Here is a 234-nt window from a genome sequence, read left to right as displayed (position 1 = left end):
GCTCCGCGCAGGCGAAGGGCTTGGGGAGGTAGTCGTCGGCGCCGATCTCCAGCCCCTCCACCCGGTCGCTGACGTCGCCGGAGGCGGTGAGCATCAGGACGCGGGTGGGCAGTCCCAGCTCGACGATGTGGCGGCAGACGTCGTCCCCGTGGAGGAGGGGGAGGTCCCGGTCGAGGACCACCACGTCATACTCGTTGACGTCGACGCGCTCGCGGGCGGCCGCGCCGTCGTAGA

General features: G+C 71.8%; 1 protein-coding gene. It reads right to left on the bottom strand.

Features of this window, described 5'->3' with window-relative positions:
• Nucleotides 1–234 (bottom strand): response regulator (locus tag E0D90_RS26350; protein WP_130800375.1); only part of this gene is annotated, 234 nt, incomplete at both ends.

Source organism: Streptomyces otsuchiensis, from assembly GCF_004305975.1.
Classification (GTDB): Bacteria; Actinomycetota; Actinomycetes; order Streptomycetales; family Streptomycetaceae; genus Streptomyces; species Streptomyces otsuchiensis.
The sequence above is the reverse complement of the archived record's forward strand: the minus strand, read 5'-3'. Positions and strand labels throughout refer to the sequence as shown.